16 protein-coding genes and 2 pseudogenes are annotated in these 18490 nt (G+C 55.0%); 6 read left to right on the top strand and 12 right to left on the bottom strand.

The window, feature by feature from the left end:
• Positions 1 to 169: 169 nt before the first annotated feature.
• Genes ACI2KK_RS16465 through ACI2KK_RS16455 form a run of 3 tightly spaced genes read left to right on the top strand, consistent with a single transcriptional unit; the run spans position 170 to position 2504 of the window.
• On the top strand, positions 170 to 733 hold the full coding sequence (locus ACI2KK_RS16465; protein WP_404669665.1) for a YfiR family protein: 564 nt from the start codon (positions 170 to 172) through the stop codon (positions 731 to 733).
• Positions 730 to 2007, top strand: coding sequence for a diguanylate cyclase domain-containing protein (locus ACI2KK_RS16460; RefSeq protein ID WP_404669664.1), 1278 nt, complete (start codon positions 730 to 732; stop codon positions 2005 to 2007). The genes ACI2KK_RS16465 and ACI2KK_RS16460 overlap by 4 nt, the downstream gene beginning before the upstream one ends.
• A 17-nt stretch (positions 2008 to 2024) precedes the next feature.
• Positions 2025 to 2504: an OmpA family protein gene (locus ACI2KK_RS16455; protein WP_217843654.1), complete on the top strand. Its 480-nt coding sequence runs from the start codon at positions 2025 to 2027 to the stop codon at positions 2502 to 2504.
• Between the two features lie 412 nt (positions 2505 to 2916).
• Here ACI2KK_RS16455 and ACI2KK_RS16450 read toward each other — a convergent pair.
• Positions 2917 to 3054 (bottom strand): annotated as a pseudogene (locus ACI2KK_RS16450) (LysR family transcriptional regulator); the annotation flags it as partial.
• A 289-nt stretch (positions 3055 to 3343) separates the two neighbouring features.
• Here ACI2KK_RS16450 and ACI2KK_RS16445 point away from each other — a divergent pair.
• Positions 3344 to 4453 (top strand): tyrosine-type recombinase/integrase, encoded by a 1110-nt coding sequence (locus tag ACI2KK_RS16445; protein ID WP_404669663.1) that lies wholly within the window; start codon positions 3344 to 3346, stop codon positions 4451 to 4453.
• Between the two features lie 98 nt (positions 4454 to 4551).
• Here ACI2KK_RS16445 and ACI2KK_RS16440 read toward each other — a convergent pair whose 3' ends face one another.
• The 10 genes from ACI2KK_RS16440 to ACI2KK_RS16395 all read right to left on the bottom strand — a co-directional run bounded on the left by ACI2KK_RS16440 (position 4552) and on the right by ACI2KK_RS16395 (position 14942).
• Complete coding sequence (locus ACI2KK_RS16440) at positions 4552 to 6615, bottom strand: DUF262 domain-containing protein (RefSeq protein WP_404669662.1); 2064 nt, start codon at positions 6613 to 6615, stop codon at positions 4552 to 4554.
• Between the two features lie 242 nt (positions 6616 to 6857).
• Complete coding sequence (locus ACI2KK_RS16435; protein ID WP_404669661.1) at positions 6858 to 7067, bottom strand: hypothetical protein; 210 nt, start codon at positions 7065 to 7067, stop codon at positions 6858 to 6860.
• A gap of 312 nt (positions 7068 to 7379) precedes the next feature.
• The gene (locus ACI2KK_RS16430) at positions 7380 to 8108 is read right to left on the bottom strand and encodes a recombinase family protein (protein WP_404669660.1); all 729 of its coding nucleotides are present in this window, start codon (positions 8106 to 8108) and stop codon (positions 7380 to 7382) included.
• Between the two features lie 377 nt (positions 8109 to 8485).
• Entirely contained in the window at positions 8486 to 8965 is a 480-nt protein-coding gene (locus ACI2KK_RS16425) for a hypothetical protein (RefSeq protein WP_404669659.1), read from the bottom strand.
• Between the two features lie 315 nt (positions 8966 to 9280).
• Positions 9281 to 9964: a hypothetical protein gene (locus tag ACI2KK_RS16420; RefSeq protein ID WP_404669658.1), complete on the bottom strand. Its 684-nt coding sequence runs from the start codon at positions 9962 to 9964 to the stop codon at positions 9281 to 9283.
• Entirely contained in the window at positions 9964 to 10239 is a 276-nt protein-coding gene (locus ACI2KK_RS16415; protein WP_404669657.1) for a hypothetical protein, read from the bottom strand. Before ACI2KK_RS16415 ends, ACI2KK_RS16420 begins: the two co-directional genes overlap by 1 nt.
• 239 nt (positions 10240 to 10478) lie before the next feature.
• On the bottom strand, positions 10479 to 11033 hold the full coding sequence (locus ACI2KK_RS16410; RefSeq protein ID WP_404669656.1) for a hypothetical protein: 555 nt from the start codon (positions 11031 to 11033) through the stop codon (positions 10479 to 10481).
• Between the two features lie 2 nt (positions 11034 to 11035).
• The gene (locus tag ACI2KK_RS16405) at positions 11036 to 11425 is read right to left on the bottom strand and encodes a hypothetical protein (RefSeq protein WP_404669655.1); all 390 of its coding nucleotides are present in this window, start codon (positions 11423 to 11425) and stop codon (positions 11036 to 11038) included.
• A gap of 2335 nt (positions 11426 to 13760) precedes the next feature.
• Positions 13761 to 14027: a hypothetical protein gene (locus tag ACI2KK_RS16400; protein WP_404669654.1), complete on the bottom strand. Its 267-nt coding sequence runs from the start codon at positions 14025 to 14027 to the stop codon at positions 13761 to 13763.
• A gap of 207 nt (positions 14028 to 14234) precedes the next feature.
• Complete coding sequence (locus tag ACI2KK_RS16395; protein ID WP_404669653.1) at positions 14235 to 14942, bottom strand: phage antirepressor KilAC domain-containing protein; 708 nt, start codon at positions 14940 to 14942, stop codon at positions 14235 to 14237.
• Between the two features lie 400 nt (positions 14943 to 15342).
• Between ACI2KK_RS16395 and ACI2KK_RS16390 the strand changes: the two genes are divergently transcribed.
• Positions 15343 to 15531, top strand: a complete 189-nt coding sequence (locus ACI2KK_RS16390) for a hypothetical protein (RefSeq protein WP_404669671.1) — start codon at positions 15343 to 15345, stop codon at positions 15529 to 15531.
• 354 nt (positions 15532 to 15885) lie between these two features.
• Here the strand turns inward: ACI2KK_RS16390 and ACI2KK_RS16385 are convergent.
• Positions 15886 to 16827 (bottom strand): annotated as a pseudogene (locus tag ACI2KK_RS16385) (LysR family transcriptional regulator); the annotation flags it as partial.
• A 134-nt stretch (positions 16828 to 16961) separates the two neighbouring features.
• On the opposite strand from ACI2KK_RS16385, the gene ACI2KK_RS16380 reads away from it, so the two are divergent.
• Positions 16962 to 18488, top strand: a complete 1527-nt coding sequence (locus ACI2KK_RS16380) for a CoA-acylating methylmalonate-semialdehyde dehydrogenase (RefSeq protein WP_404669652.1) — start codon at positions 16962 to 16964, stop codon at positions 18486 to 18488.
• Positions 18489 to 18490: the final 2 nt, after the last annotated feature.

The raw sequence follows: 18490 nt of genomic DNA, 5'->3' as shown, positions 1-18490 counted from the left end.
GGCTCCTACAGGTACGGCACTGGCCTGAAGCTTATGCAGTCCCTGTGGGAGCGGCTTTAGCCGCGAACACCGGCGCAGCCGGTGCCATCCACTGCGCCACCTGCTGCTCCATGCCATCCATGTGCTATCGTTGCGCCGAGTTAAGACGCGATTTTGAGAGATATCTCACATGACAGGCACCAGGGACCGGTTGACAGGCTGCATGCTATCGCTGTTGCTGGCCGCCCTGTTGCTGTGCGCCGGCCCCGCCCGTGCCGACTCCGCCACCCCCGCCCAGGCCCAGCAGCGCGCCAAGGCTGTGACCCAGGTGGTGCTGGGCATCCTCAGTTACGCCCGCTGGCCCAGCGAACCCAACCCCCTGCGCCTGTGCCTGGTAGGCCCCACCGAATACGCCGACGACCTGATCAAGGGCAACCTGCAGAACTCCGGGCAGCCGCTATTGGTGCGTCGCCTGCTGGCCACCGATGCCAGCGTGGCCAGCGCCTGCGATGCGCTGTACATCGGCCGGCTCGACCAGAGCCTGCGCGAGCGGCTGTTCCAGGCCATCAACGGTCACCCGGTACTGAGCATCAGCGAGGCCGACGACCCCTGCACCGTGGGCAGCCTTTTCTGTCTGCGGGTCAGCGACCAGCAGGTGACCTTCGAGGTCAACCTCGACTCGGTCGCCCGCAGTGGCGTGCGCATTCACCCCAGCGTGCTGCAACTGTCGCGGCGCCGGGCGGTGCAGCCATGAAGCCCAAGGCTGTGCGGTTCCCCCGGCCAACCCTGCGCGCGGTGCTCGGCCGCGGCCACCTGCTGGTGGCTTGCCTGGCCGCGGGCCTTGCCGGCGTGCTGGTAACCCTGCTCGGGGTGGCCGCGCTGCGGGTCAACGCCAACCACAACCTGCACCTGATCGCCCGCTCCATCAGCTACACCGTCGAGGCTGCAGTGGTGTTCCGCGACAGCGCGGCGGCCAATGAGGCGCTGGCGCTGATCGCCGCCTCGGAAGAGCTGGCCGAAGCCCGGGTCTACGGCGACGACGGCACCCTGCTGGCCCACTGGAAGCATGACGGGCAGGGCTTGCTGGCGCAGTTGCAGGCCAAGGTGGCCGGTGCCTTGCTGGAAGAACCGGTCAACCTGCCGGTGCAGCACATGGGTCGCCAGGTCGGCCATGTCGAGCTGGTTGGCCAGGGCGGCAGCCTGGTGCGTTTTCTGCTCAGCGGCCTGGCCGGCATCCTGCTGTGCGCCGTGGCCAGTGCGCTGCTGGCGTTGTACCTGTCGCGGCGGGTGTTCAGCGACATCATCCGCCCGCTGCGCCACCTGGCCAGCGTGGCCCATGCCGCGCGGCGCGAACGCAGCTTTGGCCGGCGCGTGCCGCAAACCCAGATCGCCGAGCTGAACGAACTGGGCAACGACTTCAACGCCCTGCTCGACGAACTCGAAGCCTGGCAGAGCCACCTGCAAAGCGAGAACGCAAGCCTCGCCCACCAGGCCAGCCACGACAGCCTCACCGGGCTGCCCAACCGCGCCTACTTCGAAGGCCGCCTGGGCCGCTGCCTGCACAGCGCCGCGCGGCTGCGCGAGCATGCGGCGCTGTTGTTCCTCGACAGCGACCACTTCAAGCAGATCAACGACAGCCTCGGCCACGCCGTGGGCGATGAGGTGCTGGTCAGCGTCGCTGCGCGGGTGCGCGCGCAACTGCGCGAGCACGACCTGGTGGCGCGCCTGGGCGGTGACGAATTCGCCGTGCTGCTTGCGCCACTGCAAGCCCGTGAGGATGCCGAGCGCATTGCCGAGAAGATCGTCGCCAGCATGCAGCAGCCGATCCAGCTGGACGATGGCAACAGCCTGACCACCTCGTTGAGTGTCGGCATCGCCTTTTACCCCGACGACGGCCGCGACCCGGCCAGTCTGCTCAATGCCGCCGATGCGGCGATGTACCAGGCCAAGCGCAAACGCCGTGGCCAATGGCAGGTGGCGCAGCCGGAACGCCGCGCCGTGGATGGAAGAACAGGAGCTCAACCGTGATCGACCGCTTGTTGCGTATGCGTTTTCCCTTGCTGGCCGTGTTGCTCGCCGTGCTGGCGCTGCAGGGCTGCCAAAGTGTCCCCCCCAAGGGCCTGACCGCAGAGCAGGTCGCAGTGCTCAAACGCGAAGGCTTTGCCCCCACCGACGAAGGCTGGGCGTTCGATCTGTCGGGCAAGGTGCTGTTCGGCAGCGATGTGGACGGCCTCAACAGCCAGAGCCAAAGCATTGTCGAGCGCATCGGCAAGGCCTTGCTGTCGGTGGATATCCAGCGCGTGCGGGTCGACGGCCATGCCGATGCCTCGGGCAAGGCGGCCTACAACCAGCAGCTCTCCGAGCGCCGCGCGCAAAGCGTGGCCCGGGCCCTGCAAAGCATCGGCATGCAGCCGGGCAACATCCAGACCCGCGGCCTTGGCAGCAGCCAGCCGGTGGCCGACAACCGCACCAGCGCCGGGCGCATGGAGAACCGCCGGGTGTCGATTGTGGTGGCGTCGAGCTGACATGCCGCCTGGCTACCCCCTGTAGGAGCCGGCTTGCCGGCGATAGGGCCAAACCTGCAAGGCCGAGATCTGCGTCAGGGCTGCAGGCCTCATCGCCGGCAAGCCGGCTCCTATCGAACAAATCACAACTCGTTGATTTAACGAAGATTCTGTGGGAGCGGCTTTAGCCGCGAACACCGGCGAAGCCGGTGCCATCTACCGCGCTGCCTGCTTCGCGGCTAAAGCCGCTCCCACAGGGATTGCACTAGCTTCAGGCCAGTGCCGTACCTGTAGGAGCCGGCTTGCCGGCGATGAGGCCGGTTCAGGCAGCACAAGACAGTTGCTCCCACAGGTGCCGGGGCGCGCTTGCGGCCGCAGTTCCCTGCGCGACAGCGCAGCCCGAAGGGCTAGGGGATCTCCTAAGGGAAAAAGCTCAATTCTGGGCGAATTTTATCTCGCGCGTCTCACCCATCAACAACGGCGCATTCGCCTCGGTCACCCCGCGGATGTAATCCCACAGCAGGGTGATGCGCTTGAGCTTGCGCAAATCCTCCCGGCAGTACATCCAGAACGACAACGAGGGAAAGGGTTAACCCATCAGATTCAAGGGCTTAACCATCATGAATACCCATCCGCAGGATCACCTTGTCACAAGTGCTGTCACAAACCACACGCTGCCATTAAGACCGCGTTGCCGGTTGGCTAGCCCTTACCACTACAGGCGGCACGGCGTTTACTACCTGCGCCTTCGCGAAACTGGCAGCCTGAATAGGGCGGTGTCGGTCTCTCTGAAGACCACTGATCGCAGATTGGCAGTGCAGGTATCAGGTCGTCTCACAGCATCGTTTCAGGCGTTCCACTTGGAACACCCCGATGCTTCATGGAACGATTTGAGGGAGCATCTGCTGACATTGGTGAGCGGTACGCTGAGGTCTGCTAATGACTGCCATCCATTACGCCATTGGGGTGACATGTACCGGAACGCTGGGGTTACCCCGTTGCCGGTGTTAGCACCGCAGGGTGAGGTGATCAGTACGGCTACAGAGCCAGTGGCTAATCCGCTGACTTTCGATGTGCTATCTCAGCTTTACATGGCTGATCGTGGCGGTGAGCAGAAACCTACGACCTTGAAGGAGACGAATCTTTGCCACAAAGTCATTACCGAGCATCTGGATGGATTGGACTTAAGAAACCATTCCAGAGCAGACCTTGTGGAGTTCCGAGAGCGTTTGTCGGAAGGCCGGATGCCGTCGACGGTGAACAAACTGATCGTGAAGCTTTCAGCTGTATTCGCCTGGGCTGTCGAGAACGGTCACCTAAGCAAGACCTACGACAAGAAGCTGAAGCTGACCAAGGGCGTTGAGTCTACCCGTAAGGCGTTCTCTCAACTCCAGGTGCGCAAGCTAATGGACTATGCGAACGGCCTTCCAGAAGAATCGTGGAAGCGATGGCTGCTCAGCTTGGGAATCATTACCGGTGGACGACTGAAGGAGATATGTCAGCTCACAGCGGGCGATGTTGTGACCATAGAGTCTGGCTGCGTTGCTATTCATATCAATGAGGTAGGGGAGGGTAAGTCGATTAAGAACAAGCAGAGTGAGCGGCTAGTGCCACTTACTGATGGTGCCTATGGATTCGATCTAGCTGCGTTCTTGAGGTACGTAGATTATGCCCGCCGCAGTGGGAGTGGATCGTTGGCCCAGATTGCTTACAGGCCTTCGGGTGAATGGGTCAATCAGCAAGCCATTCCAGCGGCTCTGGGAGAATCCTATGAACGTGGCTTAGTCTTCCACTCATTGCGGCACTCGCTGGCCTCGTTGATGCAGGCCAAAGGGGTTCCGACCACCCATGCTCAGGCTGTCATGGGGCATTCCTCTGGTACGATCACGTTTGATGTATATGGAGCAGGGGTTCCTGTGGATACCATCGCAAAACTACTCAGTGAGCTATTCAAGGGTGTTCGTCTCTAACTTTTGGACTGGCCCCATTTTGCTTTTTATCGAAAGGATTGTTTGGCACTAGCTGAGCGCCCAGGAAGTGGACGCTTTTGCCATCACAGTATAGTCATTTAAAATTCTTGTGCATCGTCTCTATCCTCTACTCTCTGCTTCGGGGGCTTGGGGATTTTAGGTGTGTTTTCAAGCAGGTCATCAATAGTGATATTTTCTTTCGCTAGTACAAATGTTAGGCCAAGAAGTTCGCTTTTTTTAAGGGGGTCCCCAAGTTGGAGATTCCAGCGCTTTTCCATGAATTCAAGCAGTATAATTCCACGCCGTAAAATCTCTCGGGCCGACCATTCCGGAGACATACTGACTTGAATCTCAGAAAGACACCCGTAACGATATCCTACTTGATTGGTTTCTGAACCTTTCTTTAGTTCAAATGATTTGTTACTCAAGGAAGAGTTTTTCCCATGAGACACCGGAAGGAGATTTCCAAGAGAGTTTCGCAAGACGTTCCGTTCCTTGATTGAGTAATCAGAAAAAGTATCTTTCCAGTACTTGTCGGAAGCAGTTTGAGGGTAGATGTGCTCAATTGTTTTGTGGTCAATGGAGTAAGACTCAGCCTTTTCGCCCGGTGACCAAGCAAGTAGCTGGCGAGTTGTTTTTGATAAGCGCTTCAGCTCAAGTTCATACTCGAACATGAAGTATCTGATTTGTCTCCAGCCGTAATAGCCATTGCCACCTTCTTTGCCGACGTTTTTAATTGAGTCGTTAAATTCTGGCGACTGGCAGAAAGAGCTTACTGTTTCGTCAAAGCGTTTTTTTATAGTCGTAAGTGTAGTCTTTCCTGCCAGGAACTGAATTGCTAAATATGTTGGATTTACGTCGGAGAAGTAGTAGGAGTTTATTTTTGAAAGAAATCCGAGTCGCTCAATTGACCCAAGAATAGATTCGCGTGGTTTCCCAGGTTTAGCTTTCAATAAGATTGCTACGGTTATGATGAATAAGGCGTCATCTTCAATTCGATTGATTCGTTCAACCCAAAATTTCTCTTTGTCTGACCATGTTGAATCCTCTGGTTGGGCGACCTGATAGTAAATGCTTATTACCTGCTTAATGCTTTTGGCATAGTCAAATACATTGTTGATGTTGAGTTTCTTTTTTTCATCGTCAATGGTTAAGTGTTTGGGTGTAAATATTTCATTAAGAAGTTTCTCTTTGTAAACCTGGCCGTTCCGTAGTTGGCGGGTAATTGCGTATTCTCGGTAGTCACCTTGGTTAATGGAGTTAAGGATTTTCTTGGAGAAATAGCAAATGTAATGAATCTTTAGGAAGTTGTCATCATCATATGTTTTTGAATCAATTTTCCCTAGGTAGTGGTAGACCGACTTCCAACTTTCATTGATGGATTTTCGAAGGTGGATTTTGTCGTCTTCCTCGACGTCGAATTTGGTGGAAAGGTATATCAATCTATTCTTAAGGAGTTCAAGGTGAGATAGAGGTTTGCCTCTGTTGTTCATTGTCTCAAACGTCACGAAGACATCTAAGTCTTTTTCAATGTAGAACAGGTTGAAGTGTAGGTGTTGTGTTACTACGGTGAATATTTCGGCGAGCTGATCACGGTCTAGCTTGTCAAGCTTATCTTTGAAGAACTCTTTTGCTCGCCGAAGATTTTTTGTATAGATTGTTTCTTCTGGGAGTGAGTGATTTATAGAATGATCGCCAAATATGGCTTGCTTTAAGAATTCATAACTTGGGTTGTCTTTCTCGTAGCCAAAAATATATGACTTAGATATGCCCGTGCCTTTGGGTTCGAATATGTATTTTTTACGAATGTCTGCTTTTGTCGTGAAGTTTAAAAGCTCGTCGTCATCGAGTTGATCTAAAATCCCTTGAAGAAGAATTATCGCTGTCGTCAGTCTCTGCTGTCCATCAACGACATACATAGGGCTCCAACGTTTAGATGTGATAATCCAGAGGTCATCATCCCATCTGCTATAGTTTGCTTCAGTCACAGGCTCTAGCGTCAAAACTCCAGTATAATGATTGTTGCCTTTTGGAAGTTGCTCAATATCACTCCAAAAATCTTTTAGGTGTTTTTCTTCCCAAGAATATCCACGTTGATAGTCAGGGATTCGGAAGATGACTTCCGAGAATATTTTTGATATTGACTTCAGTTCTGATTGCATTTTTGGTTTCGCTTCTGTGGTTAAGTGCTAGCGTTAGCTGTTTGAAGGGGTGGCAATAAAAATATAGATCCTTCATGAAGCTGCTGTGTCTCAGGGTTTTCGCTTAAACTTTGATGGGGAACGATGAGTCGCAAAGGTAACGACCACTCGCCAGATAATTTCCCTAAAGTAGTAAGGAAACGTTCTGAACAAGTGCTCATCTTGCCGAATATCGTAGGCACTAGAGTTCCATGCTGAAGGCGCTAGGAGCGTAGGCGTTCAATCGCCGAGGTAATGGCGTCGGCGTTTGTGTCAAGAGCCTTTAACGCTACCATCGCATTGTCATGGGCGTTTACGGAGCCGCGCTGACGGATCCAGGTACTCAGTTCCTCGATTGCGGCTCTGAGGGCTGCCTGGTTCATCATTAGCATTTCAAGGGTGTCTGCGGCTACTGCGGCCTTGTCGTCATCCATGTGCATTCCTGATGTGAACACTAGCGTTGATTGGTTTGCTGCTGAGGCTATGCGGCTGCACCATCGTGTGTGAGGGTGGGGTAAGGGCCTACACCATAGTGGCAGATAACCGAAACTTTCCGAACCGACCACTAGCTGATACCGAATATCATAGGCCGATCGGGAATGGAATATCGTAGTCAGTGGGTAAGAATGAGCCGGATCTGGGGCAGTGCTTAATGCCTCTGGCCTCAGCGGATGGCCCTGGCAGCCATGAAAACAGAATATCGTGGGGGGTTGTGGGTCGCTTGGTAGCGTTGCTGTAAAGGCTTCCTACGAGGCTACAGGGCCACTCTTTGCCTTGTTCAGATCCAAGCCCAGCCGCTGCATCACTCGCATCACTGCCGTTGGCGACCACTGTCCACCACGGGCAGTAGGAATGTTACGTTCAACCAGGCAATCGGCCACAGCTTGCAGGCTGCTGGCACCATCATGGATGCATAGCCGGATCGCGTCCTTGACCAATGCTGCACGTTCGTTTGCTTGCTGTCGCTGGGTGTCATGCCCTTTGGTTCGGTTCAGCATGCTACGGCCCTTGGCGAGAGCCTGAGAGCGGTTGTTGATCTTATGCAATGCCTCGGGGTCACCACTCGCTGCCCGTGCCTCTAACGACTTGAGAGCGGCCTTCGTGCGTTCGCTGATGAAGGTGCGTTCCTGCTCGGCCAGCATCGCGTGGATGTGCAGCTCCACCGTCGAGGCGTTGGGCATGGTTGCTACCTTGAAGTTGCCGCGCTTCATCAGGCCAGCAATGTGTTCAACGTCGCGGCTCAGTCGGTCGAGCTTGGCCACTACCACAGGCCTGCCATTGGCGAACGCTTTGGCCCCTGCTGGGCGCTCTAGCGGGTGAATAGACCCCGATACGCCCACATCCTCAAACTCTTCCACCACCTGCCATCCGTGCTGCTGAGCGGCAATGTTGATGTATTCCCGCTGAGCATCGAGGCCCAGGCCGGACTCACCTTGTCCTTTGGTGGAAACTCGGTAGTAAGCGACAACTTCCATGCTGGTGATCCAACTTGTTGGGGTTTAGGTAAATTTTACATCTGTTAGATCGACCGTTCAACAGGTGTAAAGTCTGTAGCAGTTGTTAGCGGCCACAAAAAAGCCCGCACGAGGCGGGCAGATGGGAGCGGCTAGGTCGTTGATGGTTCGGGGTGGCTAGCTCACAGTGCAATTCCATATAAATACTGTAGATATTGCGACAGTGGAACGAGTTGCTTAACCCCTTCTGAACAGAAGTCCCGTGTTTGGGGGCTTTGCCGTGCGACTAAGTTGTCCCGGGCACAGTGAGACCGCCTGCTAGAAATAGTTTAGGCGTTGGTTTGTAATAGTTCTGCTGGGCTGCTGCGGGTGGCTTGCGATATTGTGATGTAACGAAGTTACGCGGCTTGTCCAAGTGCTCGTTTTACATCTTCAACTGAGCCGAGCAGGTTTCGGCCGTTCTCCATAACCTTAAGGCCAAAGCGTTGACCGAAGGCCGTTGAGTTTTCGTTTGGCGATTCAATCGCGATGTGCTGATACCCAAGCTCGGCAGACTGTTCACATATCAGGCTCAGAAGCTTCCGGCCATAACCCTTACGTGGTCGGTGGAAACCGATCCTCGCGATAATCAATGTCTCTCGTGGCCACCCCGCCTCGGGTGCAGGAAACAAACGAAGATAGATATCATATTTCAGAGTATACGCGTTAATCGTTGCGGTAAGCCCAAGGTTCAAATGCCGATTAATATGTCGGTCAGAGTAACCGAAATTTTCTTTCAGAAATGGACGGAGCTCTGAGATCAAGCGGTTTCCACAAAGTTCTGCGTAATCGTTCCAGAGCTCTTTGTCGGAGTCAAGTACTGGCTTTTGGGGCAACATTTTGGCTGCTCGGTTGTGAATGTCATATGCAGAAAAGCAGTGTTCGCCATGCCTTGTCAAGAGGTTTTTTGGGGCGCGGAACATGGTGTTTGGCTATTTTTTTGGAGTCTAGGTAATTGCTGTTCGACTTCGAGTTAAAAGCCTATTTCACGATGCGGTGAAAACTCGACAACTTGCTTTGGTTGGATAAATAACTTGTCTGTCTTTCTATTTCTGGAAACTCGATAACTTGCACTTTTTGCCATGTCGAAAACTCACCAACTTAGCTCGGGCTCAATGAGTATCTGGGCTGTGATAGCTAGTTGGATGGCTCGCTCACAGCCCTGTTACATCAACGATCATGGCAGTAGGTGGAGCGGCTTGTGGTGTATTTCCAGGTGGAGCATCTCCGCCGCCGCCCCAAAGTCGGGATGAAATGCCGGTGAAGCCCCCGCCACCAGCTGAGGGGCCCACGCGAATGGCGTAACTCATTAGGACTCCCCATGGTAAGCCCGCCTGCATTGCTCCACGCCAGCATTTGGCGTAGACACCCAGCCCTATTGCGTAATTGCGGGTGGGATCTGGCCACGGCTTGATCGCCAGCCCGCTCGTTGGGACGGTGAAGGCATCGACCACCTTCATGAAGTTGCTTTCGGAGTCGAACGTGAGGACGCCGTTCTCATCGAAAAGCTGTAGCCCGGACCCGCTGCCAGAATCTTGAGCTGGAGAGTCCTTGAAGCCGTAGATTTCGATCGCTCCCGGGGTACTCGTCACGAAGGTGTGAGAGGTGCCGGCCTTCTTGATAAGGGCGATGCTTCGCTCAACGGGGGATGCGAAGAACAGGTACTTCGTTTCGAGGGGGATGGTGACCGTGAAGTGATACCACGTCCCAACGAAAGCAGTGTTGCTGCTGGTGTAAGGTCCGGCGTACGTCAGTCTAAATGCTGGAGCGACTGTCTTGAAGTTCGAGTCGATCTGCATGATGCCGTCATCCATGAATAGCGTGAATCCGGCTTGCATCAGTACACACCCACATTAATGACGACGCTGCGCCGTGGGGCTAGTCCAAACGGCGAAATGGGGATCTGATAGTCCAGGAACGCCCAGGAGACTGTCGTTCCAGTGATGGTGACGTCCGGGTACGCAAAGTACTCAGCGAAGTAATCGGCATCGGTGGTGATCTGGAAGAAAGGTGTGCCAGCATCTTGAAGTTCGGGAATAGTGCGAGATGAGTTAGTAGCACCGCTTTCAAATGAGGTGACGATCCTGCCGATACGATGTGTGGCGTCAAGCATCAGCACACCGTTAGAGTCAAAAGTTTGAAGTCCAAATGGCATATTGTTTGTCTAATGTAAAGGGCGTTATTCCGCCCTTGCTTGATTTTCTTGTCGTGTGGAGTTGGTGTAGCAGGCTAGCATCCAAGCAACAAACTCTCTGAGTGGCTTCTTGTGCTTGCGGGCTTGCCGGTTAAGTTCGTCGTAATCAGCGAGGTCAAGGGTGATCCTCAACGCCCGCTGGTGTTCATATTTACCGATCACGCTGCAATCTCTTCTGCAATGGGGTCAGCCTTGGCCTTTGGTTTCACCGGCTTTGCGTAGGCAGCGATCAGGTCAGCGTTGGCTCTCTGTCGTGCTGCTTCAAGTTGCTCTGCGAGGGCTTTAGCGGCTGCGGCCTCACGCTCACGAGTTTCACGGGCCAAGGTGATGTCTACTTGGCGGACGTGCTCTGCGATGTTGCGGGCATAGCGGCTTTCGGCATATGCCGCCTCCACTTCAGCTGTAAGAATGGCAAGGTCAGAGTCAATCAGGTCTTGAGGCTTCCTGAGCTGGACTTTGAGGTAAAGGGGCTGGTGTACCGCAGCTGCAACCCCGTAGCCTTTACTCGTCCATTCCAGCAGTTCGTTTAGGGCCGGGGTCAGTGGCTTATCGCTGAAGAAATCAACATGAGCGCCTAGCTGTGGATAGGCTGGTGACTCAGAGTGGCGGAAGTACTGAACTGTGCGCTGGTCGATTAGCGCCTTCAGTGCATCGGGGTCGTGCTTGAAGAACTCTACTACGAGAGTTCCGTAGGGGTAGGTGGTGTTAATCATATTTATCTTCTCTTGTTGGCCTGGTACTTTCTTAAGAACTCTTTCACGCTTGCTTTGATTGGTGAGTCTTCTTTGTATACGTTTGAGTTGGTGGGTTTGCTCACGCTCTTTGACAGCTTTTGAGCAATGTTGCGTGCTGTCTCGATATCTTGAGCTGCCTTAGTTGCTTTCGCTTCTTGAACCCGTTTCCGATGGGCGTACAGGTCATCGAGGCTAGCCACGGTTCCAGCTGGAAACACGTGATCCTCTAGGGCTGAGAGGTACGTCAGCTCATCTTGAGTTGCCTGTACATAGTCCACCGTTGTGGATACCGTTTCTGGGCACTCGATAAAGTAGCTCAGGATCGCCCCGTCTGACTTGCGGGCTTCAAGGTAAATGTTGTTGTTCGGCATTGTGTGGTTCCGGTGTTGGTTGATTGTTGTTTGCTGACTCTTGCTCTTTGAAGGACTTCTCAAGTTCTTCCTGTGTGGCTCTGTTGCGTGCTCGCCACTCTTTAACTTGGTGTGCGACGCAGCAATATTGACTCTGGTTGCTGCGGCTGTAGAACCTACGTCCACAGGATAAGCAAGTTCGCAGGCGTAATGGGCGTTGTTTCGCCATGTATAATTCCTGTATGTATGTTGATTCCGTTCGAGCATGAAAAAGGCCCGTTCTCGATATGAGCTTCGGGCCAGTTTCACTAACGGCTCTAGGATGAGGTGTGCTATGGGCTAGCACTTAACCACCCGTTGCGGGCAGATATATGGATGAGTAGCCAGTTCCGCTGCACCCACTGGCTCATGGGCGTAACCTTGATGATGGGGCGCTTAAACCCTAATCAAGCCGGTGCAGCTAGTCTATCTATGCCGCATCAGTCATATGCCCTGGACTGAAGAACAGGGTGAGTACAAGTCAGGAACATGCCCAGCCTGACGATGTACTGGCATTTGGGATTGAGTAGATGGGTATTACAGGGGGGCTTGGTTGAATTGCTCAACTAGTACCAATTTTACCACGTTCTGTGTGGTGTCAAGGGGTAATACATACATTCAGCAACTTTATTTTCACTCGTTGCTCCGATATCTCTCTATAGACAGGGGGCAGCCCCAACGACCAGAGGCTTAAGCTCTGCAAGTAAGTGTGTGAAGCCTCGTCACGAGTGATGGTCTTCTATATTCTATTGGGAGCAGTGGAGTGGTTGTGCACCACACCTCTCTGCACATCTAGCAACTCTATATGATTCCTCGCGGCATAGTGGTCATAAAGATGGGGGTAGAAGCGAATGCCCCCAGACTGTTCAGGTTTAACTGTGGTTGTAAGCGTAACGTACCGTTATCATGGGCTTGGTGCACAAGATACCTGTAGAGTTAAGATCAAGATTAGAGGCGGGGAAGGGGTGGCCCCTTCTTTCCCCTGCTTAATAGAGTTGTTAGTCGTGCTTCAGGCACAGGTTGTCTCGTTGTGGCGTAGACGCCACGGAGCGATAGAGAGCTATAGCGTTGATTTGGCGATCTGTCAGCTTATATGTTCTGCTCCGATGGTCTTGCCTTATTATATCCTGCCGTAATTACTCGCGGCTCAGATTGGCTCTACTGAGTACTCTGTCTCATCGAGATCGAGACTCTCACCCCAAGTGTCTTCGAGACCTATCCGGTCTTTGATTCGTTGCAGCTCGTAGGGATGTTGCTCAAGGTAGCGCTCAATGTGGCCAACAGCCACTCGGCCCGCTGATGCGAGATAGCGAGTGTACCGGTCACTTATCGTCTCATAGTCGTGGTTGCGGAAGACTGAGTTAAGGGCAATCTTCTCCGTTGATATTACAGGCATGGTGATTACGTGCCGAACATAGGTTGGTCGGATGTTGAGTGTGCCGTTGCTGCTTCCTGCTGTAATGTATACTCCAGCCATTATTGCGTTCTCGATCCAGTGGGTTCTCTCTTTGACTGCGTGCTGGATTATGTCGGCTAATGGATTGGGGCGAACTTTGGGTTTAGGTCCTCGTCTGGTCCCGGTGGAGGTGGGTGTGGCAGCGTTCTGGGACTCGCCTATAGAGGGAGGGCAGAGTTCACCGGCTGTTACGGGGTTGGCATAAGTAGGGGAAGTCAGGTCGCGTTGGCTGAAGGTAGGAGGCGGTGGTTGATGTGGGAGTTCTCCCACAAGTTTAAGAGTCGGTTTGCTCGTGCTTCTAATATACTGTCCGTAAATTTCGCCCGTCTTTTTGTCTACCCTGTAGTTCGCGATGTTTGACGTGTGGACGTGGTCGGGTAGATTGCGGCTGTCAGGTACTTTATTCGATGGTTCTTGCAGTGAAAGTGCGCGTAACATAATGGTATTTCTCTTTGGTTCGATTGCTTGCGGACTCTCTGATTGTTTAAGTCGGTCACTTTCGCAAGCAGCATGAAACCCGCTCTGTTCAGTGGGTTGGCTGAACAAATGAGGTAATTGTCTGATATGTGGAGGTGTTGCTGATGGTGCCTGCTGTGGGGCAGGTGTGGCGATACTATAAGCTCTCGCGAAAGTGTCAAGAGATTTTTGTTATTACCATTAAATCGGTGGAAGTTAAGATTTACTTTGTTGTGGGTGTCAGGGTATATGGCGTAGGCAGCTGAGCGTACAACTCCAACTCACCCTCAAGTCGCTTATCTGCCCAGCGGGGCAGCGGATAGCACTCAGCTTCCAGCATATACTTTATCTCTTCAAAGTACGCACGATACATTTGCTCGGCGTAGTTGATATGTTTCGGGGCAGTCAAGCCTTCGGCAACCCAGCGTTAACCATCGCCAAGATCGAAGTCTTGATCAGCGTGAAGAAGTTCTTCACAACACGGCATGGCAGCAGGATGGGGCCGATGAAGGCTTCACCCAGGACTTCATAGAAGTCGCTATCTGTTACACGGCGTCCCTGAGCTTGACGTTCGAAGCGAAGTGCGAACAGGGCATAGACCACGTATACCGCGTAGATGATGCCGTAGGCGATGGCAATTGCCATCCACTTGGCAAGGATGAAGTCAATCATGTTTACGTTCCATGTTATCTCGAATGCAGTTCAACTTACCTGATACCCACTTGAGCAAGCACCAGTACAGGGTAACGATGATTACCAGTGGCCAAAATACACCAGCACCAGTGCTGGCCAAAACATCATCACCATCGTTAATGTCGTCAATGAACCAACCCGCCACAATTACAGCGATGATAAGGTATACAGCGATCCACCCGGCAATCAATCGTCTTCACCCAAGTCTGGATTACCCGCTTTCTTCAAGCGCTTCTGCACGTAAGTCTTACCCTTGCCCGTCAGTACTGTCTGGGTGTAGGTGAACTTCTTACCGTCTTCATCTTTCCGGGTCTTGTCCAGCACGCGGAAGTGACCTTCATCGATGTGTCGCTGCTGCGGCTTGTTGTCGCCCATCAAAATGTTCTGTTCACGAAGCCACTTGAACAACTTGTTCCGGCCAAACCCAAGCACTTTGGCGAAGTCGCCAATTGTTTGAGTGTTCTTGGCGTCACGTACTTGCGAGTAGTAATCGACCTTCGGTTCATCTTCCGCAACCTTAGCCTCCAGCTTCATCACCTGTTCGGTGTAGCTCAGCAACAAGCCACGCAGAGCAGCAGGGTCATTCAGGTTGGCCACTGGCTTAGCCACTTGAGCCTCCAGTTCACGCCAACGATCAATCACCACAGCCCGCATAGGCGTGCTATAGCCAGTGAGCAAAATGTCAGTCTCACGGCGTGGCAGATCGAAGCATGGGAGCTGCTTATTCTGGGCGCTCACATAGGAGCCAGCAAATCTGCTGTCTCCTCCTTCACCAAGCGCCTTCACCATCTTTTTAATGTCACGCATAACGTCTGCGTGATTCTTTCCTGTTAGATCAGCAATCTCAAGGCTGCTCATCGTCAGCGGTGTATCGGTACTGTTTACAACAGTCACTATATGACTCATTAAATCTGGTGCCCTCCGGGGCATTAGTGGCGCCCGCTTGGCAGGCGCCTTTATTGTTATGCGGCTTCGGACATATCGTTGAGGTACTGTTGCATCTCAGCCAAATATTCCGCTTCACGTTCTGCCCGGTACTCAGCGTACTTTGGCAGGCGCTCTCGCAGATCATCTGCGAAGAAGTACAAGTCCTTACCGTTGTCCAGGATCGCTACAAACTCTGCCTCGGTCAGGAACCCTGCGTAAGTTCGAAGCACCCACTCACGGTTTACACGTTCCGTGTAGGCCACGCTGAGGCGAACGTCCGACTCTTTGCCGTAGCCGGGGGAGTAGGAGCTTTATAATGTGGGTGGGTCGAGCAAAGGAGTTGGATGTGAAGCGAACTGTTGAGGGGATGGCGCTTGCGGGAGAGGCATTGATTCGTCAGGCAATAGATGCCCAGCGGCGGTATCACGAGGCACACGATGCTGGTGCACCTGCTGATGAAGTCGAGCGTCTGCGACTTTTGGCTGACTCGCTGTTCCAGACGGTCACTGACTACCAGCTCGACGCAGTTGGTCATCAGCGACAGACACGCCACTGATTCCAAGCACGTTCGGGGCCGAGAGCGAGAGCTACACCTTTATCTGCATCAACGCTTCCCTCATCGCCTTGAGCGGGCTTCGGCTGCCATAGATGCTGAAGGTCACGGCACCGTCTTCATGGCCAGCGATTCGCTTGATCAGCGAATCTTGCACCGGGCTTCTGGAGCAATGCTCAAGCTATCGGTCTTGCAGGCAATTGCTGACTCAACGTCGCGAACTTGTCCATGGTAGAGCAGAGCTGAACGAGTCAGGGCGTGTCACAAGTAATGTCATAACCCCTGTCACAAGGCGTTGCCACAGCCCCCTTGCGATGGGTAGGATGAGGCACCCTTACTCATTGTCGATTTACCCTGGGCGAACTTCATCTCGCGCGTCTCACCCATCAACAACGGCGCATTCGCCTCGGTCACCCCGCGGATGTAATCCCACAGCAGGGTGATGCGCTTGAGCTTGCGCAAATCCTCCCGGCAGTACATCCAGAACTGCCGCGTCACCTCGATTTCATCGGGTAACACCGTCACCAGCCGCTCATCTTGCGCGGCCAGAAAACACGGCAGGATCGCCAGCCCGCGCCCCTGCAGCGCCGCCGTGTACTGGGCAATCACGCTGGTGCTGCGCAGGTGCGCCTGGGCGTTGGGGATCAGGTTGGCCAGGTACAAAAGCTCCGAGCTGAACGCCAGGTCGTCCACGTAGCTGATGAACGGGTGGCTGGCCAGGTCTGCCACCGAATGGATCGGCGCATGGTTGTCCAGGTAGCCCTGGGTTGCATACAGCCGCAGCCGGTAGTCGCACAGCTTGCAGCACACATAGGGCCCATGCTCGGGCCGCTCCAGGGCAATGACGATGTCGGCCTCGCGCTTGGACAGGCTGATGAAGTGCGGCAACGGCAGAATGTCCACCGAAATGGCCGGCCAGGCATCGACGAAGTGGCTCAGTTGCGGGGTAACGAAAAAGCTGCCGAACCCCTCGGTGCAGCCCATGCGCACATGCCCCGACAGCGCCACCCCCGAGCCTGACACCTGCTCGCAGGCCATGTGCAGGGTGCTCTCGATGGACTCGGCGTAACCCAGCAAACGCTGGCCTTCGGCGGTCAGCACGAAGCCGTTGGTGCGGGATTTTTCAAACAGTAAAGTGCCCAGCGCCCCTTCCAGCGAACTGATCCGCCGCGACACCGTGGTGTAGTCCACGGCCAGGCGCTTGGCTGCGCTGCTGGCCTTGCGGGTGCGCGCCACCTCAAGAAAGAACTTGAGGTCGTCCCAGTTCAGCGCGCCCAGGGAGGTGAGGTCTTTTTGCATGATGATCCGGTTTTTTTGTTAATTCTTGTTGGATGTTTGCACATCTATACTCGAACTCAGCCCCTGTACGCCACCCCGTGTCCGCCCCGGGCGCCGGCATCATCGCTGCGACAATAATTCCAAGGAGAGCGCAGATGAACGCACCGCACACCCCCGACCAAACCAAGGTCGAGCAGGTGAAACTGCTCATCGACGGCCACTGGGTCGAGTCGAAAACCACCGAATGGCGCGACATCGTCAACCCGGCCACCCAGCAAGTGCTGGCGCGGGTGCCGTTCGCCACCGCAGACGAAGTGGACGCCGCCGTGGCCGCCGCCGAGCGCGCCTTCAAAACCTGGCGTGACACCCCCATCGGTGCGCGCATGCGCATCATGCTCAAGCTGCAGGCGCTGATCCGCGAGCACAGCAAGCGCATCGCCGTCACGCTAAGCGCCGAACAGGGCAAGACCATTGCCGACGCCGAGGGCGACATTTTCCGCGGCCTCGAAGTGGTCGAGCACGCCGCCTCCATCGGCACCTTGCAGATGGGCGAGTTCGCCGAGAACGTCGCCGGTGGCGTCGACACCTACACCCTGCGCCAGCCCATCGGCGTGTGCGCCGGCATCACCCCGTTCAACTTCCCGGCGATGATCCCGCTGTGGATGTTCCCCATGGCCATCGTCTGCGGCAACACCTTCGTGCTCAAGCCGTCCGAGCAGGACCCGCTGTCGACCATGATGCTGGTGGAACTGGCGCTCGAAGCCGGCGTGCCGGCCGGTGTGCTCAACGTGGTGCACGGTGGCAAGCAGGTGGTCGATGCCATTTGCACCCACCAGGACATCAAGGCCATCTCGTTCGTCGGCTCCACCGAAGTCGGCACCCACGTCTACAACCTGGGCAGCCAGCACGGCAAGCGCGTGCAGTCGATGATGGGCGCCAAGAACCACGCCGTGGTGTTGCCAGACGCCAACCGGGTGCAAACCATCAACGCCCTGGTCGGCGCCGCCTTCGGTGCGGCCGGCCAGCGCTGCATGGCCACCTCGGTGGCGGTGCTGGTGGGCAAGGCCCGCGAATGGCTGCCAGACATCAAGGCTGCCGCCAGCAAGCTCAAGGTCAATGCCGGCTGCGAGCCGGGCACCGATGTTGGCCCGGTGGTCTCCAAGCGCGCCAAGGAACGTGTGCTGGGGCTGATCGAAAGCGGTATCAAGGAAGGCGCCAAGCTTGAACTGGACGGCCGCGAGGTCAAGGTGCCGGGCTATGAGCAAGGCAACTTCGTCGGCCCGACGCTGTTCTCCGGCGTGCGCACCGACATGCAGGTGTACACCCAGGAAATCTTCGGCCCGGTGCTGGTAACGCTTGAGGTGGACACCCTCGATGAGGCCATCGCCCTGGTCAACGCCAACCCGTTCGGCAACGGCACCGGCCTGTTCACCCAGAGCGGCGCTGCGGCGCGCAAGTTCCAGAGCGAGATCGACATCGGCCAGGTGGGCATCAACATCCCGATCCCGGTGCCGGTACCGTTCTTCAGCTTCACAGGCTCGCGTGGCTCCAAGCTCGGCGACCTCGGCCCTTACGGCAAGCAAGTGGTGCAGTTCTACACTCAGACCAAGACCGTCACCGCCCGCTGGTTCGACGATGACAGCGTCAATGATGGTGTGAACACCACCATCAGCCTGCGCTAAAG

The organism is Pseudomonas sp. NPDC089406 (genome assembly GCF_044900265.1).
GTDB classification, from domain to species: domain Bacteria; phylum Pseudomonadota; class Gammaproteobacteria; order Pseudomonadales; family Pseudomonadaceae; genus Aquipseudomonas; species Aquipseudomonas fakonensis.
The sequence above is the reverse complement of the archived record's forward strand: the minus strand, read 5'-3'. Positions and strand labels throughout refer to the sequence as shown.

Bases quoted from the DNA above. Each gene is read 5' to 3' on its own strand.
- ACI2KK_RS16390 (WP_404669671.1), top strand. From the start codon at position 15,343: ATGGCGCTTGCGGGAGAGGCATTGATTCGTCAGGCAATAGATGCCCAG.
- ACI2KK_RS16420 (WP_404669658.1), bottom strand. From the start codon at position 9,964: ATGCAAGCCGGATTCACGCTATTCATGGATGACGGCATCATGCAGATC.
- ACI2KK_RS16465 (WP_404669665.1), top strand. From the start codon at position 170: ATGACAGGCACCAGGGACCGGTTGACAGGCTGCATGCTATCGCTGTTG.
- ACI2KK_RS16435 (WP_404669661.1), bottom strand. From the start codon at position 7,067: ATGGATGACGACAAGGCCGCAGTAGCCGCAGACACCCTTGAAATGCTA.
- ACI2KK_RS16380 (WP_404669652.1), top strand. From the start codon at position 16,962: ATGAACGCACCGCACACCCCCGACCAAACCAAGGTCGAGCAGGTGAAA.
- ACI2KK_RS16405 (WP_404669655.1), bottom strand. From the start codon at position 11,425: ATGCCGAACAACAACATTTACCTTGAAGCCCGCAAGTCAGACGGGGCG.
- ACI2KK_RS16400 (WP_404669654.1), bottom strand. From the start codon at position 14,027: ATGATTGACTTCATCCTTGCCAAGTGGATGGCAATTGCCATCGCCTAC.
- ACI2KK_RS16410 (WP_404669656.1), bottom strand. From the start codon at position 11,033: ATGATTAACACCACCTACCCCTACGGAACTCTCGTAGTAGAGTTCTTC.
- ACI2KK_RS16425 (WP_404669659.1), bottom strand. From the start codon at position 8,965: ATGTTGCCCCAAAAGCCAGTACTTGACTCCGACAAAGAGCTCTGGAAC.
- ACI2KK_RS16440 (WP_404669662.1), bottom strand. From the start codon at position 6,615: ATGCAATCAGAACTGAAGTCAATATCAAAAATATTCTCGGAAGTCATC.
- ACI2KK_RS16430 (WP_404669660.1), bottom strand. From the start codon at position 8,108: ATGGAAGTTGTCGCTTACTACCGAGTTTCCACCAAAGGACAAGGTGAG.
- ACI2KK_RS16460 (WP_404669664.1), top strand. From the start codon at position 730: ATGAAGCCCAAGGCTGTGCGGTTCCCCCGGCCAACCCTGCGCGCGGTG.
- ACI2KK_RS16455 (WP_217843654.1), top strand. From the start codon at position 2,025: ATGCGTTTTCCCTTGCTGGCCGTGTTGCTCGCCGTGCTGGCGCTGCAG.
- ACI2KK_RS16415 (WP_404669657.1), bottom strand. From the start codon at position 10,239: ATGCTTGACGCCACACATCGTATCGGCAGGATCGTCACCTCATTTGAA.